The 17,724-nt window shown below is 63.0% G+C and carries 17 protein-coding genes; 5 read left to right on the top strand and 12 right to left on the bottom strand.

Annotated elements, in window-relative coordinates:
• The 12 genes from H6A60_RS14050 to H6A60_RS08630 all read right to left on the bottom strand — a co-directional run.
• A partial coding sequence (locus H6A60_RS14050; protein WP_205103551.1) for a MerR family DNA-binding transcriptional regulator occupies nt 1-109 on the bottom strand: 109 nt, incomplete at its 3' end.
• A gap of 38 nt (nt 110-147) precedes the next feature.
• Nucleotides 148-378, bottom strand: a complete 231-nt coding sequence (locus H6A60_RS08680) for a hypothetical protein (RefSeq protein ID WP_205103539.1) — start codon at nt 376-378, stop codon at nt 148-150.
• A 219-nt stretch (nt 379-597) separates the two neighbouring features.
• Nucleotides 598-1,014 carry a cytochrome c3 family protein gene (locus tag H6A60_RS08675; protein ID WP_205103537.1) on the bottom strand — a complete coding sequence of 139 codons (417 nt, stop codon included), beginning with the start codon at nt 1,012-1,014 and terminating at the stop codon, nt 598-600.
• A 30-nt stretch (nt 1,015-1,044) separates the two neighbouring features.
• Entirely contained in the window at nt 1,045-2,559 is a 1,515-nt protein-coding gene (locus H6A60_RS08670) for an FAD-dependent oxidoreductase (protein ID WP_205103535.1), read from the bottom strand.
• Between the two features lie 243 nt (nt 2,560-2,802).
• Complete coding sequence (locus tag H6A60_RS08665; RefSeq protein WP_205103533.1) at nt 2,803-3,546, bottom strand: response regulator transcription factor; 744 nt, start codon at nt 3,544-3,546, stop codon at nt 2,803-2,805.
• 152 nt (nt 3,547-3,698) lie between these two features.
• Nucleotides 3,699-6,071, bottom strand: a complete 2,373-nt coding sequence (locus tag H6A60_RS08660) for a sensor histidine kinase (RefSeq protein WP_205103531.1) — start codon at nt 6,069-6,071, stop codon at nt 3,699-3,701.
• A gap of 95 nt (nt 6,072-6,166) precedes the next feature.
• Nucleotides 6,167-7,711, bottom strand: a complete 1,545-nt coding sequence (gene panF, locus H6A60_RS08655; RefSeq protein WP_205103529.1) for a sodium/pantothenate symporter — start codon at nt 7,709-7,711, stop codon at nt 6,167-6,169.
• Complete coding sequence (locus H6A60_RS08650; protein WP_205103527.1) at nt 7,708-8,022, bottom strand: DUF997 family protein; 315 nt, start codon at nt 8,020-8,022, stop codon at nt 7,708-7,710. Before H6A60_RS08650 ends, panF begins: the two co-directional genes overlap by 4 nt.
• A 155-nt stretch (nt 8,023-8,177) precedes the next feature.
• On the bottom strand, nt 8,178-9,110 hold the full coding sequence (locus H6A60_RS08645; RefSeq protein WP_205103525.1) for a uracil-DNA glycosylase: 933 nt from the start codon (nt 9,108-9,110) through the stop codon (nt 8,178-8,180).
• 64 nt (nt 9,111-9,174) lie between these two features.
• Nucleotides 9,175-9,729 carry a GNAT family N-acetyltransferase gene (locus H6A60_RS08640; RefSeq protein WP_205103523.1) on the bottom strand — a complete coding sequence of 185 codons (555 nt, stop codon included), beginning with the start codon at nt 9,727-9,729 and terminating at the stop codon, nt 9,175-9,177.
• A 38-nt stretch (nt 9,730-9,767) separates the two neighbouring features.
• Nucleotides 9,768-10,526 (bottom strand): tRNA (adenosine(37)-N6)-threonylcarbamoyltransferase complex dimerization subunit type 1 TsaB, encoded by a 759-nt coding sequence (gene tsaB, locus H6A60_RS08635; RefSeq protein ID WP_205103515.1) that lies wholly within the window; start codon nt 10,524-10,526, stop codon nt 9,768-9,770.
• Nucleotides 10,527-10,762: 236 nt separating this feature from the next.
• Nucleotides 10,763-11,365, bottom strand: a complete 603-nt coding sequence (locus H6A60_RS08630) for a hypothetical protein (protein ID WP_205103508.1) — start codon at nt 11,363-11,365, stop codon at nt 10,763-10,765.
• A gap of 851 nt (nt 11,366-12,216) precedes the next feature.
• Here H6A60_RS08630 and ompR point away from each other — a divergent pair.
• The 5 genes from ompR to H6A60_RS08605 all read left to right on the top strand — a co-directional run bounded on the left by ompR (nt 12,217) and on the right by H6A60_RS08605 (nt 17,721).
• The gene (gene ompR / locus H6A60_RS08625) at nt 12,217-12,960 is read left to right on the top strand and encodes an osmolarity response regulator transcription factor OmpR (protein WP_205103505.1); all 744 of its coding nucleotides are present in this window, start codon (nt 12,217-12,219) and stop codon (nt 12,958-12,960) included.
• A gap of 148 nt (nt 12,961-13,108) precedes the next feature.
• Nucleotides 13,109-14,560, top strand: coding sequence for an ATP-binding protein (locus H6A60_RS08620; RefSeq protein ID WP_205103497.1), 1,452 nt, complete (start codon nt 13,109-13,111; stop codon nt 14,558-14,560).
• Between the two features lie 351 nt (nt 14,561-14,911).
• Nucleotides 14,912-16,399: an FAD-dependent oxidoreductase gene (locus H6A60_RS08615; protein ID WP_205103495.1), complete on the top strand. Its 1,488-nt coding sequence runs from the start codon at nt 14,912-14,914 to the stop codon at nt 16,397-16,399.
• A gap of 16 nt (nt 16,400-16,415) precedes the next feature.
• Nucleotides 16,416-16,778, top strand: a complete 363-nt coding sequence (locus tag H6A60_RS08610) for a cytochrome c3 family protein (protein ID WP_205103493.1) — start codon at nt 16,416-16,418, stop codon at nt 16,776-16,778.
• A 115-nt stretch (nt 16,779-16,893) separates the two neighbouring features.
• On the top strand, nt 16,894-17,721 hold the full coding sequence (locus tag H6A60_RS08605) for a helix-turn-helix transcriptional regulator (RefSeq protein ID WP_205103491.1): 828 nt from the start codon (nt 16,894-16,896) through the stop codon (nt 17,719-17,721).
• Nucleotides 17,722-17,724: the final 3 nt, after the last annotated feature.

The following is a 17,724-nucleotide window of genomic DNA, read 5'->3' as shown; positions in this document are numbered from 1 at the left end:
CGCCGAATGTACGGCAGGCGACCTTGATCAGACCGCGTTGGGCCCAGCGCCTGATCGTACTGGGAGAAACACCGTAGGGCTTGGCGATAATACCAATCGAGCAGAGCATAGAAGTCCCCCTGGTAGTTTCGGAAGACTTCTCTTCAACTAGGTTAACCCTTTTTCAATGAGACTCTTTAATGCATCTATGTCGAGGCCGTCGAGCAATTCGATTTTTCCGGGATAGAACGCCTCGGAAAGAGCCTGAAGCGTTCTCTCGAGCGCTTCACCGCGCGATGCGTCGTCGGATGACATGTCGGGCGAACTCTGAGCGACGAGGCCGATGCGGAGCTTCTCGAGCCAGGGCGTGCTCGTTGCGGACGAAAGTGCGTCCGGCACTGCTTCGACAAAAACCGATAGATCTCGCGAGATACGGAGAACCGCTTTCCAAAAACAACCGCCACGCATATCCGTGGCGCTGCAAACGTGAAAAGGCGCCGAAACCAGCGCCTTTTCCGTTGCTGCCTCGAAAGAGGCTAGCCTATCTCGGCAACCGTTGCGCTCAGCCGACAAGCGAGCCGACGAGCGGGACGTCACCGAGCACAGGATCGATGCCGATCAGCGCGGCGCACCCATCTTCCACGGCGCCACGTCGTGGCAGGTCGCACACGCGTTCACGCTCGGCGTATGTTCGCGGTGGCAGTCGAGGCAGTTTTCCGTACGCCCGTAGTGGTAGCTGTCGTGCGGATTCACGAGGGCCTTGTGGGCCACTTCCTGCTTCGTCTTCGGGTTCGTGAGCTTGGCCGTAAAGTTGAAGCGCTCCGTCGCCTTCACGATCTCGTCGGAAGCGTGGCAGCCGAGGCACTTCTGAGGTTCGGGCGCCTTGAAGCCGCCCGCCGCGTGGCAGCTCGTGCATTCGAGCGCGGCGTGCTTCTTCGTCATGTCGGCCGCAGCGGCGGCGCCGGAAGCGAGCGCGAACGAAGCCGCAAGCGCAGCGGCCGCAAAGACCTTTCGCATCGTTTCGGTTCTCATCATGTCAATTCCTTTCTTACAGCATTCGTTTCATCAGGCCTTTTCGGCAAGCGCCTGTTCACCCGCGATAAGGCCGAAAACGGCGCAGGCGGGCATCGAGCAGGCCGTCATGCGTTCGGCACCATGGAGACCGCCGGCGGCTTCGCCGCAAACGTAAAGACCCGGAATCGGACGTTCGTTCGTGAGCGAAATGGCCTGAGCCTTTTCGTTGAAGCGGATGCCGCCCGGCGTGTAGTTAAGGCGCGGGCTGATGACAATGCCGTACCAGGGACCGGTTTCCGAAAGCGGCTCGACCTTGCGCTCCGTGCGAACGAGCGGCTTATCGAACGCGTCCTTGCCGGCGCGGATCCCTTCGTTGTAGGTGCGAAGCGATTCGGCAAGCGCCTTGGGATCGGTGCCGAAATGCGCCGCGAGCGCTTCGAGCGTGTCGAACTTGAACATCGTGCCGTCAATGCCGTTCAAGCCATTCAAACTGCGGCCGATGCGGTTGAAGTTATGGAACTTTGAGAGCGCGAGATCGTCGTAGACCATGAAAGGCTTCTTATCGCCGTTCGTCAGACGAAGCTTGAGGGAGCCCTCTGCGAGCGTGTTGCGCGAAGAGCCTTCGCTCATGAAGCGCTTGCCCGTCGCCGGGTCGATCATCATGCCCCAAACCATGTCTTCGGTCGGGAGCGGGTACGCGAAGCGGTAGAGCATGAGGTGCATGGCGCGCGCACCCGCACGAACCATCGCCTTCAGAGCACCGGCCGTTGCGCCTTCGCTCGTCGTCGTGGAGACGCCCGCCAGGAACGGCACTTCGATCGAACGAAAGGCCTTGTCGCGCGCATAGCCGCCCGAAGCGAAGATCACGGCGCGCGAGGCGCCGATCGTGCGCTTCACGCCCGAGCGGTTGTTTTCGTCGTCGCTCGCGTCGGTGGGATTGAAACGGTAGTTTTCACGCACATAGACGCCGACGGCGCGGCCGTTTTCGTCCATCATCACGTCGTCGACCTTGACGTTCGTGCGCACGACGAGGTTCTTCAAGCCCTCCATGTGCTTCCAGAGCGCGCGCAGGAGCCCCGCACCGTCGCCTTCGGGAATGAGGCAGCGCTCGGCCGAGTGGCCACCGAGCTTCAAAAGGCGCCCGTCCCAACGAACGCCGCGGTCCGTGAGCCACTTTTCGGCGCGCGCGGTGTTCTTGGCCATGTGAAGCGCAAGCTGGTAGTTGCCAAAGCCCCCCGAAACGCGGGCCATGTCGCCGGCGAGCGCTTCAGGCGAGTCCTTCACGCCCTTGGCTTTCTGCGCGGGGCTGCCGACGCAGGCGAAATTGAGGCCCGAAAAGCGCGAGGTGCCCCCAAGGCGATTCATCTTTTCAACGAGAAGCACGCGCGCGCCGCCTTCGGCAGCGGTGATCGCGGCAATCGTGCCGGCGACGCCCGAGCCCACGACAACGATGTCGAAGGTTTCATCGGGCTTTTTGACTTCGAGCGCGGCCGAAGCGGCGCCCGGAAGCGCGGCGGCGGAAATTGCGGCCGCAGTCAAGAATCTGCGGCGAGAGGTCTTCTGCATGGTGTTCCTGCCTGTCGAAAAAAGTTGCAAGGGTCTCGTGGGCGCGCATGCGGCCGGCCCTGCCGGCGCGCCCGTTCAATGCACACGAACGGCTTCGCTTCGCCCCTTGTTGGGCATTCTGACCGCCAAAAATGTTGGGACCCTTTCGTCCGGCAGAAAGTTATGTCGAAATAATTACAGTTTTACAAATAAACTCTCGTTCTTCGAAAGTCAGACCGAGAGCGGCGAGCACACACGCCGCGATCAGGTCTGATCGAAATCGGTAAAGTCCGTGAGGTCGCCAAGCATGTAGCCGACGCCCGACCAACTCGAAACGATCGAGGGGTCGACGCCCTGCTCGGCGAGCTTTTTGCGAAGGCGCGCCACCGCGACACGCAGCGTATTGAGTTCACCCACGGCCTGCGGCCCCCAGACGACGCGCAGCAGCTCCTCGTGCGTGAGAACGGCGCCCGGGCGCCGCATGAGTGTTTCGAGCAGTCGAAATTCGGTTTCCGCCAAGCGGATCGGACGCCCGCGCCAGGAAACGGCACGCTTCGAAGCAACGAGGACGAGGGGGCCGTTGCGCCGTTCGTCGGACGCGGCCGAGCCGCCCGCAGCCGCGCCGCTGCGGCCCGTGCGGCGAATCACGGCGTGAATGCGCGCTTCGAGCTCCTCCAAGAGGAAGGGCTTCGTGAGGTAGTCGTCGGTCCCCAACCGAAAGGCGGCCATCTTGTCCGCTGCGGCATCCTTGGCCGTCAGCATGATGACGGGCACGGCCGACTTCTCGCGCAACTTGCCGAGCACCTCCAGTCCGTCCATTGCGGGCATCATGAGGTCGAGCACAATGAGGTCGGGCTTTTCGGCAAGCCGCTCGAAGAGCTCGAGCGCTTCGCGCCCGTCTGCCGCCGTGCAGACGTCAAAACCCGCCATTTCAAGGCTTGCGCCGACAAGACGGCGAATCTTCGATTCGTCATCGGCAATAAGAATGAGCGGACGGTGAGCGGTCATGGCGTGGACGCGGCGAGAAAAAAGCTTCTTGAGAAATCGAGGCAGAGGACGCACTCGGGACTACACCGAGCGCCGCTTGACCTCTTCCAAGCAGTCTAAAGAAGCGAGCGGCAATTGTCTTCACCGCACCCGAGCGAGAAGCGATCCCGACTTCAGAGCGGCGAAGCCGCAACGCTCTCGAGCGCAAACGCGGGCAGCGTCACGATGAAGCGGCTCCCGCCCTCCGGGCGGCGAGACGCTTCGACGCGAATGTCGCCGCCGTGCGCGCGGCAGATGGCGCGCGCAATGACGAGCCCCTGCCCCGTGCCGCCCGAGCGGCGGCGGTTGGTCGCATCCACCTGGAAGAAGCGCTCGAAGACCTTTTCGCGGTTCTCGGGCGCAATCCCGATGCCGTCGTCGTCGATCGCGATTTCGATCATGTCGCCGCGCCGAACGCCTTCGACGCGCACGCTGCTGCCGCGCTCGAGCTGTCGGTAGCGGGCGGCGTTCACCAAGAGATTCGAAAAGAGCTGCAGGAGCCGCTCGCCGTCGCCGAGAAGGCACTCGGCCTCTTCTTCAAAGTGCCACTCGACCGTTTGGAAGGGGTAGCGCGCGTGCGTCATGCGCGCGGCACGCCGCACGATGAGGGGCAGCTGCACGGGGGCCTTGACGACGCTGAAGACGCCGCCCTCGATGCGCGCGACGTCGAGCCAGTCGTGCACGAGCGTCTTCAAGTGCCGCACCGATTCGGCAAGGTCGTTCAGAATCGGCGCGCGTTCCGCATCCGAATCGACGCGCCCGAGCATCTCGACCTCCAGCGACAAGGTTTGAATGGGCGTCTTCAGTTCGTGCGCGGCCATGCCGAGGAGATTTTCCTTGAGCTGCGCGACCTCTTCGCGCGCCGTGACGTCGCGAATGAGAAGTCCCTCGAGCCGCGAAGCATCGCCTTCGGCCTCGGGCTTCGCTGCCAGAGCGCCCCCGAACTCTTCACCTTCCGAACCTTTGGCTCGAACTTCAAAGCGCAGCACCTCGCGCACGCCCGTGGGCGTCTTCACAATTTCGGTACTGCCCGCTTGGGGCGCGGCTTTGAGACCGAGCTGCGCCCAGACGGCCGAAGCCGCGTCGCCGTATGCAAGCGTCGGGAAGAAACGCTTGGCTTCGCGGTTCATCGCAGCGATGCAGTCGCTGTCAAACAGCACGACACCTTCGGCCATGCCGTCAAAGAGCGCTTCGAGCGTTGCGCGGCGTGCCTCGAGTTCGGCCGTGCGTGCACGCACGGCTGCGTGGAGCTCGGCATTCAATGCCCGAAGTGCAGCCTCATTGCGATCGAGCTCGGCCTTCGTTTCGGCGTAGGCCGCCTGAAAGTCGGCGAGTTCGCGCGGGAAGCGGATGCGATCGGCTTCAACGGGAACGCTGCGCCGGCTCTCGAGAAAACGCGAGAGCTTTTCGACGGCGCGGCTTAACCCCGTCGAAATCCCGGCACTTACGAGCGTCGTCATGAGGAGCACGAGCCCCACCCAGGCAAGCGCCCGGTGCTGGAGCACCGTCATTTCAGCCGTTCGGGCGGATGCCTCGCGATAGAGCACCACCGTCCAATCGGGTGCCCCCTGGGGGAGCGCTGCGCGCACGAAAGCAATCTTGTGCGCAGCGGCCTCGCCTTGGGCGACGCCCGTTTTCTCGTCAGCGGCTTCGCTCGGCACGGAAAGAAGTTCCACGGTCCGCGCGGACGGCTTTTCTGCCTTCCCCGCCTTTTCGGAACCCGCCGCGTGTGTCCGTTTGTCAACGGGTCCCGCACCCGCGCCGCCCACTCCAAGCTCGCGGCCGATCGCAGCGGCCCGGTCGCGCGAAGCGCCTTCGAGCGGGAAAATCACGCGGCCGGCTTCGTCAAAGAGCACGGCCGAGAGGTCCGTCCCCGTCAGACGCTCCTGCATGAGGCGCCCGAATTCATCCAAGCGCAGCGCGGCCGAAACAACGCCGACGGCCCCGGACGCCCCGGTTTCTCTCCCGTTCGTCTCCTTCGAGTGGCCAGTCGGCGGAATCGCCGCCGCAATATTGACGGTCAGTCCTTCGAACGCCCCCTTGGCGAGAAAGACGGGCGAAACCGCCGCCGTCCCGGGCGAGCGTTCGAGCGCCCCGGCGTGCCAGCGGTCGGCGTGATTCATGTTGAGGTTCGAGGCGCCCTCGTCGTTGTGAAGTGGCCAGAAAATACGGCTCTTAAGCGTCGCGTCGTCAATGTGGAGGTTTTCGATCACCGGCTGCGAAAGCGCGATGCGCCGCAGCGTCTCCCCGAGTGTACGGACGAGCGCGGGCGTCGGCTGCTCGGAGAGCGGAATCGAAGCGGAATAAGCCGCAACCAGAACGGCGCGCGATGCGTTTTCAACGGTGTGCGCGACAACGGCAGCCGCTTCGCCCGCGAGCCGCACCTGCCGGGCGTCTTCGACGGCAATGCGTTCGCGCACGTCGCCAAACTGCCACAACGAAAAGGCTGCCGCCGGCAAAAGCGCCGCGGCGAGCATGCCGCTCAAAAGTACGTACCGAAACTGCATTCTGAGCTCGCTTTTCCGTTTTATTGCCGTCACCGATCCGCTGCGAATCCGCTATGAATCCGTTGACAATCCGCTCTGGCCGCCAAAGCGCTACCTCAGCGCTCGGCGGGAAAGAAGACCCGCAGTGCGGCGGGGCTGTTCGGGCGCGTCGCGAGGCTCCCGACCACAAAGAGAACGAATGCGACCGCAAAGGCAGGCACGATCGCGTGCGTCCCCCAGAACGAAATCTTCGTCAACATGAGGAAAAGATACACGGCGAGCCCGCCGGCGACGGAGAGCATCGCGCCCGCTGCGTTCGCCCGGCGCCAGAAGAGCCCGAGCACGAGGGGCAGCAGGAAGGCGAGCTCGAGCCCCCCGAAGGCCGCCATATTGATCCAGGCGACGAGGTCTGCAGGCCGCACGGCAAAGCCCATGGCGATGAGGCCGATCACGAAGGTCGTGCCGACCGAGAGACGCGAAAGGCGCTCCGGGTGTTCGGCAAGCGACGGCCGATAGTGGAGCGCCAAGTCCTTCACGACCGCCGACGAAGCCGCAATGAGCAGCGAGCTCACGGTCGACATCGTCGCCGCGAGCGGGCCAATGAGCGTAATGCCCGCGGTAACGGGCGACATGTACTGCGAAATGAGGCGCGGAATGAGGTGGTCGGTCGAAGCGCCCGCAAGGTCAAGTCCCGGGATGCCGCGCGCAAGCACACCCAAGGTCGTAAGACCGATCATGAGCGCGCCGCAGACCACGGTGCTCACGATCATCGCGAGGTGCAGGTCCGCTGTCGAGCGGTAGCTCATGCAGCGCACCGCCGACTGCGGCAGCCCCGCCGTGCCGAAGCCGACGAGGAGCCACGCCGAGAAGAGAAGCCCCAAGGGAAGCGCACCGCCCGCAGTGGGTGAAAGCATCGTGCTTTCGGCAAGTGAATCGCCCTCGGCGGGGAGTCCCGCACGTGCAGCCGCTTCGAGCGCAGCCTTGAAGCCGCCCGCTTCGTCCAGAATGGCGCCTCCGAGCATAAGCATCCCGGCGATCATGAGAACGGCGCAGACGGCGTCCGTCCACGCAACGGCACGGTAGCCGCCAAAAGCGGTATAGAGCACGACGAGGCCGCCAAAGAGCAGAAGGCCCGTCACGGCGTCAACACCCGCGGCTTCCGCAAAAATCGCCGCGCCGCCGATAAACTGCCCTGTCATCATCGCGGCAAAGAAAACCAGGAGCGCCGCCGCACAGCCGTTCGCGAGCCCGTTGTTCTCAAAGCGCGCACGAATCACATCGATCACGGTGATTGCACCCGTAGCGCGTGAAACAAGCGCGATGCGCTTGCCGATGAGCCCCAAAATGAAGAACCCCGCAATGATCTGCGGCGCGGCAAAAACCACCCAGCCGAGTCCGAGCTGCCAAGCGATGCCGGGCCCCGAGACAAAAGAGCTCACGGACCCGTAAGTCGCAATGAGCGACATCGCGAGTACGACGCCTTTGAGGCTGCGGCTCGCCAAGAAGTATTCGCCCGTAAAACGCGCCGAGGCTTTTTCGCCGGCGCCGCCCTCAATGCGCTTTCCTGCAAGATTGCCTGCGCGCTCGACCCAAAGGGCCGCCGCAACGAGCGCCGCAAAGAAAAGGAAAATCGGCGCAAGCGTGAGTATTTCTTTTGTCATCGCGCCTCTCCGGAGACGCCGTGCATTTCGCTCGCCCCGCTCTCACGGTTTTCGGGGCGCAGATCGAGCGAAAAGTTGCGGAAAACGCACTTCACGAGCCAAACGACAACGACGCACGAGAGCACGAAGCCGCCCGCCACCGCCCACCAGAACCAGACGGGAAAGCCCGCCGGCCCGAGACCCGCGTCTTCCAAAAGGAAAATCGCCGCCCAGAAAAAAAGCGCGATGCCGACCGAGGCAAGAAGCGTCGCCTTCGCTTCCCGCGTCGTCTGACGAAGCGCGTCGTCGTAGTTGTCAATCGTGGGCTCCATGCGCAGCAACTCCCCAAAAAAATCGGTCTCCGTGTACGAAATCGGGGCGCGAGCGCTCCGCACCGGCATCCTGACCCATCGAATTGCCGGTAAACACCTAAGCGTAGCCGAGACTCACCGAGACTGCCGAAATTCGCTGCACGCAAAACGAGAAATCAGTCCCAATGCTTTTCTTTCGTGCGAAGCGAAATGCCCGCGTCGCGCATTACGCGCCGCAGCAAGCACAAGTCCTCCCAGGCACGCGCCTTCTGGTCGGGCGAGCGCAAGAGGTACGAGGGGTGGTAGGTGGCAACGGCCGGAATTGTCCGCCCGCCCACGTTCGCCTCGTGAACGCGCCCGCGCATGCGGCCCAAGGGCGCGCCCGGCTGAAGTCCGATCAGGGCCTGTGAGGCGAAGCGTCCCATGAGGAAAAGCACCTTGGGTTCGAGCAATTCGATCTGACGCATCAGATAGTGCGTGCAGCAGGCAATTTCCGCCGGCTCCGGATTGCGGTTGCCTGGCGGACGGCATTTGAGCACGTTCAGAATGACGCAGTCCTCGCGCCGCACGATCGAAAGCGACTCGAGCATCGACGTGAGAAGCTGACCGGATTTCCCGACAAAGGGAATGCCCTGCAGATCTTCTTCGCTCCCGGGGGCCTCGCCCACAATGACGAGCTTCGGCCCGGGTTCGCCTTCGGCAAAAACCACGTTGTGGCGGCTTGCCTTCATCGGGCAGCATGCGCAGCCGAGCGCCGTTTCACGCAGGCCCGCCCAATCAAGTGAGCGGATGCGCTCGGCGAGTTCGGGCGGCATCGAGACGCCGGCAACGGGTACGGGCTTCGCCGCATACGGCTGATTGCGAGAGGCCGGCGCCTGGACGGGCGACACGGCGGCAGCGCGAGCGATCGGACGCGCCGGCGCCGCAGGAGCGGCAGCACCGCGCTGCTGCGGCGCGGACTCCCCTGACGAAGCGGACGCTGCCGGGGCAGCCCCCGCAAGGCGCGCCTGCGTGAACTCGTCGAAGGCCGGATCCGGCGTCTCCCTGAGGAGCCATATCGGACCCATATCCATCGCGTTCCAAATGCGGACTGTCTCTCGATCAAACATCTCTTGGGGCGCGTCTTTTTCGGTGACTTCGGTGACTCTATGGAATGTCGGCGTCTCGAACGCCTCAGGCGGCCGGTTCGCTTGCGGCGGGCGCAAGGTCGAGACGCATCAGGATCGCGTCCTCTCGACGGCCGTTCACAAGATAGTACCCTTTGCGCAGGCCCGACGTCTTGAAGCCGAGCTTTTCGTAAAGGCCGATCGCGGGCGCGTTCGAGCGGCGCACCTCAAGGTGCACCACGCCGCAGCCTTCGGCTTGAAGCGCTCGGAGCGTCGCGCGCAAAAAGCGCGTCGCGAGTCCGCGCCGCTGCATGTCGCGGCGAACGCCGAAAATGAGAAGCTCTGCTTCGTCAAGGACAGGCATGTACGCGGCCCACGCGGCAAAACCTTCGGGATCCGACGGGTTTTCGAGAACGAGCACGGGGCGACCGACGCGAAGCGCATCGGCAAAAGCGGCTTCGCCCCAAGGCGTCGCCTCGACCTCGGCCTCCCGTTGGGCAAGACGCTCGAGGTCGGCCGCCTCGGCCCCTCGAACGACAAAGTGCGAAAAGGCCCCCGCTTCCTCGCCAAGGAGCGAAGCGAGCGTCGGGCGCGCAAGCACGAACGCGAATGTCTTCGTCATAAAAGCGTGTCTCCGAACCAAAAACGACCGGAGAGGCTTCAGAGGCGCTCGCCCGCAGCACGCTCGGCCATCGTGAGCGCCACGCGGTCGCGCACGTAAAGGGGCGCTGCCGCCTCGGGCGCCATCGTGCGTCCGAGCGCAACGTCGCTTGCCGCCAAGCGGCAAAAGTCCGCACCGCACGCACGCGACGCGTCGTCGACTTCGATGCCTTCGGGCACCTTGAAAGCATCCGCATAGACGGCGCGGCCCGAGCCGCACAGGCGTTCGACGCCGTTCTCGGCGAGATAGGCCTCGGCCTCTTCGGGCTTAAGGAGCGCAGCCGCCTTCACGCAGACAAGCCGCTCGCCCGCAGCGTGCTCGGCGGGCACTTCGTAGATCGCCGCATAGCATTCGTTCATGCGCGCGTCGTTCACGGCGGCGATGCGCTTCCCGGGTGCCAAGGGCTTCTCGGCAAGGGTGTGTTCGGCGAGCGCCTCGAGGTTCGAGAGCGCCACGACGGGCACCTCAAGCGCCCAAGCGAGCCCCTGCGCGACCCCGCAGGCAACACGCAGCCCCGTGAAGGACCCGGGACCGGCGCCGAAACCCACAACGCCGATCGCGCGCTTTTCGAGCCCGGCCTCTTCGAGCACCTCGGCAACAAGTCCGAGCACGCGTTCGGCGTGTTTGTTCCCGACATGCTCGGTGCGTGCGGCAAGCATCGCTTCGCCGCGCTGCAGGGCAACGGTAAGGTCCTCCTGCGCCGTATCTACGACAAGAATGACGCGCTCGGTCGCGCTCGACTGCTCTTTCTGGCTCATGCTCGTTTGTGTCTCGCGGGATTGAACCGGCGGGAGAGGCTTGCGAAAGCGCCTGAAAAAGCGCTTCAAAAAGAGCGGCTTCGGGCAATCGGCCCGAGCGCACCAACAAAGCGCAGCCCTCTCTCCGGCATGCATTGGAAATCGGGCGCCATTATAGATGGGCGCGCGGCGCGCCTAATAACAAACGGCCGCAGACGCTTGCCGTCCCGGCCGTTTTACGAAAAGTTTATGGCGCTTTAGCGACGAGCCCCGCCATCATCGGCAGGTCCCTCGGCATTGACGCGGGTCTGGCCGCCGTCGGCGCAGCGGTGCGCGGCGCGCTTGCCCGAATACTCGAGGTGCACCTCAATGATTTGCTGACGCATCAGGCGCAGTTCCTCGCGATTGAGTCGATGCGGGCGCTGCGGCACGGCATGCGAGGCGCGTTTCGTTTGGCTCAGCTCGTCGGGATCGATCGTGAAGCGTCGACGCAGATCATCGCGGTCGCCTTCGGAGAGACACGAGGCGAGCGCCTTCTGCTCGCGCTTCGTCATCTCCCGCCAATGCATGTTCTTCGCGACCTCGTCGAGATAGGGCCAGATATTGGCGCGCTCCTCGGCCGTCATCTGACTCCAGAGCCGAAACGCCGGGCCCGAATCCGCGCCCTGCGGCACTGCAACCGCAGCATCAAAGGGCATGCGAGCCTCAACGGGGGCAGCCGCCTTACTCACCGCATCGGGCGAAGCGCCCGCCGCACGAGCGCCCGGCGCAGGCGCCGTCCACTCGGCAAGCGCGGCGCCCGCGGAGAGCGAGCAGATGGCCGCGACGACGAAGCGTCCGGTTCGAATGGAAACTTTCATCAAAAAAAACCTCGGTCGGCTATCCGTCCGGCGCCGCCCTTTTGGAAAGCCGAGCGGACTTGTATCCGCTTAGCGCCCGTTTGAGGCTCAAACCGAACGAAGGGTACTACTCGTACGTTTTAAGTCGGTCGCGACACGCCCTCTGCAAACTTCCCCGATGGCCGGCACCTGGCACGAACCCCGAGGAAAGCGCTTGACGAAAAGCGCGCCTGCAAACGACAACCGACGAGAGGCCGCCCGCCATGCGAGGGCGGTCTCTCCCGTTCCTTTCTTAACCGCAATATAGCGAAGCGCCACCCCTGCCGAAAAGACGAAGCGGCAAGGAAACCGTTACGAACCATGTCGAAGATTCACAAGGACGCGTGAACACGGCGTCCTTTTTGTCAGCCGCAAATCCGGACTGCAATCGCCGGCAACCGAGCGTCATTGTGCGTCAAAATGAGACGCAAAATGTTCCGTTCGTCTTCTCTCCTCGAAAGATCGGGCAGAACGCTCAAGCGCACCCGAATCTCAAGTGCGGCGCGAAATCCGAGGCGCCAGAGCCTGCGCCTTCGCGCGCGAGAAGCGCTTTTCAAAGAAAAGCTCGGATTTTGTAACATGGTGTTGTTCGGTGGTGACAGCTCGCCGGGAACGGAAGACAATACCTGCATCTGCCGCTTCCCCGACAGGCCCGTTCTCCGAGCCGCCTTTGGCGCGCGGCCGCCGCACAAGTTGCGGCGCCCTCCAAAGTGTTTCGCAGACGCGACACTTCGCTTTCTTCAGAGCATCGGAAACACAAACCCCGCGCTTTGCACGCCGATTCGGCTTTGGGCCCGATCCGCGGAAGCACACTCAACGAGGAGCATTCGAACATGTCCGAACGTACCCCCAAGATTCTTGTCGTTGACGACGACCCGCGCCTGCGCGATTTGCTCAGACGCTACCTCGGCGAGAACGGCTTTCAGGTGCTCGTTTCCGAAAACGGCCAGGCGATGGAACGCCTCTGGCTGCGCGAACACTTTGATGCGCTCATTCTCGACCTCATGATGCCGGGCGAAGACGGCCTCGAAATTCTGAAGCGCCTGCGCGCGCAGAAGGACCAGACGCCCGTCATCATGCTCACGGCCCGCGGCGAAGACGTCGACCGCATTCTCGGGCTCGAGCTCGGCGCCGACGACTACATTCCCAAGCCCTTCAATCCGCGCGAACTCCTCGCGCGCATTCACGCCGTGCTTCGCCGCCGTCCGCAGGCCGATCCGCCCGGGGCGCCCTCGATGGACAACGAAATCGTGAAGTTCGGCGACTTCGAACTCAACCTCGGCACGCGCGTCCTCAAGAAGAACGGCGAAAACGTTCCCCTCACGACGGGTGAATTTGCGGTTCTGAAGTCCTTTGCACGCCACCCGAGACAGCCGCTCTCGCGCGACAAGCTGATGGAAATGGCCCGCGGGCGCGAGTACGAAGCGTTCGACCGCTCGCTCGACGTGCAGGTTTCGCGCCTGAGAAAGCTGATCGAACCCGATCCCTCGAAGCCGCGCTATCTGCAGACCGTCTGGGGCCTCGGCTACGTCTTCATTCCGGACGGCAAGCTCCCGCCCAACAAGACCGGCAAGTAAAATCAAGCGATGGACCCGCACGCGCACCGAGCGCTGCGGGCCGAACGCAAAATCGTTTCTAAAACGCGAGCTGCGAGGACCTTCTTTCGGATGGATGTCCTCGCAGTGCTTTTTTCCGAAGCCTCGAGCGCTTCGAAAGACCTGCGCCGTGTCCTGGATCGCACAACTCAAAACCCGACGCCCGAGCCTTTTCTGGCGTACCTTCCTGCTGCTATGCGGCCTCATCTTCTTTTCGGTGATCGGCTGGCTGCAGAGCTTTCGCGTGCTCTCGGAGCTGCCGTACTCGCAGGGGGTCGCGCAGCACATCGTCTCGACGGTGAACCTCACGAAGTACGCGCTCGTGACGGTCGATCCGCTCTACCGCGTCGACCTCTTGAAAATTCTCGCCGCACGAGAGGGGGTCCTCATTTCGCCGCGCGACGAAACGGACAAAGTCATCCGCATTCCGAGCGACGGCTATAACGGCCTTATCGATCAGCTCGTGAAGTCGACGCTGGGACCCGAAACGGTGCTCGCGAGTTCCGTGAACGGCAACAAAGGCCTCTGGGTGACCTTTGACATCGACGGCGACAACTACTGGCTGCAGACGCGCGACGACGTGCTCGATCCCCCGTACGGCACGGCCTGGCTCTGGTGGGCATTGGCCGCAGGCTTGGCGTCGCTCTTTGGCGCGACGCTTCTCGCGCGCCACGTGATCGAGCCGCTCTCGCGTCTCTCCGTTTTCGCGACGCAGCTCGGTCAGGGCCGCAACCCGGATCCGCTCCCCGAGGACGCTTCGACCGTTGAAATTCAAGCGGTGAACGTGAGCTTCAACCGCATGGTGCAGGACCTGCGCCGCATTGAGGCCGACCGCGAGCTCCTGCTTGCCGGCGTCTCGCACGACCTGCGCACCCCCATTACGCGCCTGCGCCTTGAAGTGGAACTCGCAAGCCTCTCGGAAGATTCGCGCAACGCCATGGTGAGCGACCTCGAACAGATGGAAAACATCGTCGACCAGTTCCTTGCCTACGCGCGCCGCACCTCCGAAGACCAAGTGATGGTGAATCTCGGCGAAGCGCTCCACGCTGCGATCGACAACGCGCGCATCGAGCAGGACGAAACGGTCGAGCTCAAGGTCGAGAGCACGGACGACCTTTTCATCATGGCGCACCCGCTCGAGCTCTCGCGCGCGATTCAGAACCTCATCACGAACGCGATGCGCTACGGCAGAAGCGATGACGGCAAGCTCCGCCTTGCGATGACGATCCGCAGAAGCGCCGACAAGCAGAAGGCGGAACTCATCGTCGACGACCAGGGTAAGGGACTGCCGCCCGAAGAGCGAGAACGCGTCATGCGTCCCTTCGAGCGCGGCGAATCCGCGCGAAGCGGCGTCACGGGCTCGGGGCTCGGGCTCGCGATCGTCGACCGTATCGTTCGCCGCTCTGGGGGCAGCGTCACGCTCGGCGAGGCCGAGCCGCACGGCTTGCGCGTTCAGGTCTGTTTCCCGCTTCTGCAGCCGAGCGCTCTCAAAAAAGCGCTCAAAGCCCAGGACAAGGCGGCAGAAGCGCTTGCGAAGAAGGAAGCGGCGCTCGCCAAGCAAAAGAGCGCCGAGAATCAATAACCGAAACGCAAGCGGCCGAAGCAACTCAACCGGCCGACAGAAACGAGGCCTTCGACACGGACCAAAGTCCACGCCGAAGGCCTTTTCTTTGCTGAGCGCAATGCGAGCTCGAATCGCCAGGCGCGCTCGGCGCATGAAGCGCACATGCCACAGCAGCAAACAACAGACTCATCCGAGCAAAGCAACGCACAAAGAAAAGACCTCGTACAAACCCGATTTGGCTGAATTGCGATATCAAGTGGCCGTCCTGACGATTGTCATTTCCGTGGAACCGTCTCAAAATTTTTCCCTAGAGAAGAGCTGCTTCCGTTCAGCTCTTTCGAAACATCGACCCACAAAAAGGAGACATCCATGCAAAGACGCGACATGGTGAAGACGAGTCTATTCGGCATCGGCGCCGTTGCTGCGGCCGGCATTGCCGAAACGGCTGCTGCAGCGCCCGCAAAGAAACGGACCCGAGAGGAATGGGATGTTGTAGTTGTCGGCGCCGGCTTTGCCGGCATGTGTGCGGCGCTCGAAGCCGCCGAGCAGGGTGCCAAAGTGGTGCTTCTCGAAAAGATGGGGCGCCCGGACGGCGCCACCGTTTACTCTTCGGGCTGGATTGCCGCCGTCGGAAGCCGTTTCCAGAAGAATCATCCGGAAGACAACAAAGAAGCCTTCTTCAACGACATGATGAAGCTTTCGGGCTACCACTCGGATCCGGAACTCATCCGCGTTTACGCCGACGAAGCCGGCCAAGGCATCGACTGGCTCGCCGACCACGGAACACCCTTTTACCTCTGGGAAAACCTGCCGGCCCCAGAACTTTCTCGCTGTCTCATCAGTCCGGGCGAAGGCATTACGGGCGGCTCGATGCTGATCCGCTGCCTCATGAAAGCGCTCGAAAAGAAAGGCGTGCCTATCCGATACAACACGAAGGCTGTCGAACTCATTGCTGACGACTGCTTCAACGTTGAAGGCGTTTCCTGCATCACGAAGGAAGGGCGCAAGGACTTCATCGCCAAGGGCGGCGTCATTCTCACGACGGGCGGCTACGGCGCCAATCAGGCAATGGTCGACCAGTACATCGGTCCCTGGGCTTCGCGCCTGATCGTTCGCGGCTCGCCGTGGATCACCGGCGAGAACATTCTGATGGCGAATCAGGTTCACGCGCAGCTGGTCAACATGGACCAGTTTTACGCCGGCCCAATTACCCCAACGGGACACTGCAATCCGTCGCCGCTCATGCATGCGGGCTACGGCATCCAGGTCAATACGCAGGGGCGGCGCTTTGTGCCGGAAACCTGGCTTCAGGTGCCCAAAGCCAAGGCGATTGCCGAACGCACGCCCGACAACCGCAGCTTCATGCTGATTGGTCAGGACGCGGACGCCAATGCAAACATCCTTTCGAACACAATCAAGCGTTTCGCCCGCCTCGGCTTCGAAGTCTTTAAGGGCGACACGATTGAAGCCGTCGCCAAAGCGGCCGGCGTTCCCGAAAAGAACCTCGTCGAAACGGTGAAGGCCTTCAATGCCGCCGTCAAGGCAGGCAAAGCCAAAGAACTCGACCCGCCCTACGAATACGACGAACCGCACGCACTTGAAACCGGCCCCTTCTACATGATCCCGGCCGCGGGCGGCATGGCAAGCACCTTCGGCGGCCCCAAGATCAACACCAAGGCCGAAGTCCAGAATTTCGAACACCAGTCAATCCCGGGCCTTTATGCCGCAGGCGCCGCAGCGGGCGGCCTCTGGTACCAGGACGATATCGGAGGCAACCAGCTCGGCGGCGGTCTTGTTTTCGGCCGCGTTGCAGCGCGCAACGCCGCAATTCGCGCCAAGTCCCGCAAGAACGCTTAACTCGAGGAGGAACAACATGCAAATTCGTCATCTCTTCTGCGCGAGCGTTCTCTCCATCGCGCTTTCGATCGGCGCGCAGGCAGCACTTGCCGCCCAGGGCGGCACGCACTTCCTTGCCGACCGTCACGTCGAACGCGGCGTCGCCTGCGAAGCCTGCCACGGCGTCAAGACGCCGCAAGCCGGTGCAACCGTCGAAACGGCACAATGCAATACCTGTCACAAGTCGCTTGACGAAGTCGCCAAGCGCACGGCCAAGCTTGACCCGAACCCGCATTACAACCATTTGGTCGGCCTCAACTGCACGGAATGCCATCGTGGTCACCAAAAGAGCGTCAACATGTGCGCAAGCTGCCACAACATCAAGTTTGACGTGCCCTGACCGGCTTTAAGAACGTCGCCTGCCGCCCCGCTTCGTCTGTGCGGCAGGTTGGTGAAACAACAGGCGGACTCGCAGCAAGCCTTCGGGTCCGCCGATGCTTTGTTTGGAACAAACCATGGCGCAGCCTTTTCATCCGACCGAGTGGCCCGTCGGCTTTGATCCCGACGACCCCAACATCATCATGCAGGCTGCGCGCGTCGATCGATTCGGCGAACTCTCGCGGCCGCCCAAGCTGCACTCCCATTGCACAGGACAGCTTGTCGTTTCCGTGCTCGGCGTTGTCGGCCTCGCATCGGAGCATTGGCGCATCGCGCTTCCGCCCGCAAGCGCCATCTGGACGCCGCCCGGTCTCGCCCATGAAGGCTTCATCGGCCCGAACTCCAAGTCGCTCTACCTGCACATATCGCCGGAGTGGTCCGCCGAGCTGCCGAATGAACCATTCCGAATCATGCTGACGCCCATGATGCTTGCGATGGTGCGGCACTTCACGCAGATCCGCAACCCTTTTTCCGCGCAAAGTCACACGGGCCGGCTCGCTCGCGTCCTCCTTGAAGAAATCGAGCTCGCGCCGCAGCTGCCGCTCAACTTTGCGCCCCTGCCTTCCAACCCGCAGCTCTTCCATGTCGCAGAAAAAATTGTCGAGCATTCGGCGCTCGGCTGGACGGTTGCGCAATGGGCTAATTCCATCGAGATGAGCGAGCGGAATTTTTCGCGGCTTGTCGTTCGGGAAACCGGCATGAGCTTCGGGCAATGGCGGCTGCGCCTTTTGATGCTCACGGCAACAAGGCGGCTTCTCGAAGGCGACACGACCGAAACGGTCGCTCAGGCGTTGGGCTACGAAACGCCTTCGGCCTTTATTGCCGCCTTCAAGCGCGTTTTCGGCATGACGCCCGGCCGCTACCGCACGGAAGCTTTCGTTACGGACACGTATCCGTTCGACTGAATC

The organism is Sutterella massiliensis, from assembly GCF_016899755.1.
Lineage (GTDB): Bacteria > Pseudomonadota > Gammaproteobacteria > Burkholderiales > Burkholderiaceae_F > Sutterella > Sutterella massiliensis.
The sequence above is the reverse complement of the archived record's forward strand: the minus strand, read 5'-3'. Positions and strand labels throughout refer to the sequence as shown.